The sequence below is a fragment of the Ralstonia sp. VS2407 genome (assembly GCF_052950655.1).
On record NZ_JBRFVG010000113.1, the window covers coordinates 1 to 555 of the forward strand.

Below are 555 nucleotides of genomic sequence, written 5' to 3' on the forward strand. Positions count from 1 at the left end.
TTTTCCCAAATTCTTTTCATTATCTTTGCGATGTTTCTCCCAATTAGTTTCCTGTTGTCCATGTTACCGACCTATGAAAGTTTGGGAAAGAAAGCGATTGTTCGCTTATTTAACACGATTATGATGCGAGCGGGAGTGACATTGGTCATCACGACAGCATTTAGTATCTCTACGATGTTTTTCAATATTTCAGCAACCTATCCGTTCTTTATGGTAGCATTTCTACAAATTGTAACCTTTGCCGGGATTTATTTCAAATTAGGCGACATTATGAGTATGTTCAATCTCCAAAGTAACGATAGTCAGTCTATGAGTAGGCGTGTGATGCGAAAACCTCAAATGTTAATGAACCGTAAATTTCGTCAACTCAATCGAAATGTTGGCCGAGCGTTGGCTTTTGATGGCGGTGTAGCAGTTGCAGGTAAATTAGCAACTGATTCTACAAAAGAAAACAGAGGTTCAAAAAGCAAAAGATTATCTAATCGAAGAAACCAATCGATACAAAGTAATCATGAGCAAAATACTGATCCGAAGAAACAAGAAAAGACTACTAAT

Annotated in this window: 1 protein-coding gene; it reads left to right on the forward strand. The window is 37.3% G+C overall.

Annotated elements, in window-relative coordinates:
• Positions 1–9: 9 nt before the first annotated feature.
• Positions 10–555 (forward strand): CD3337/EF1877 family mobilome membrane protein (locus tag ACU8YE_RS24125; RefSeq protein WP_446929886.1); only part of this gene is annotated, 546 nt, incomplete at its 3' end.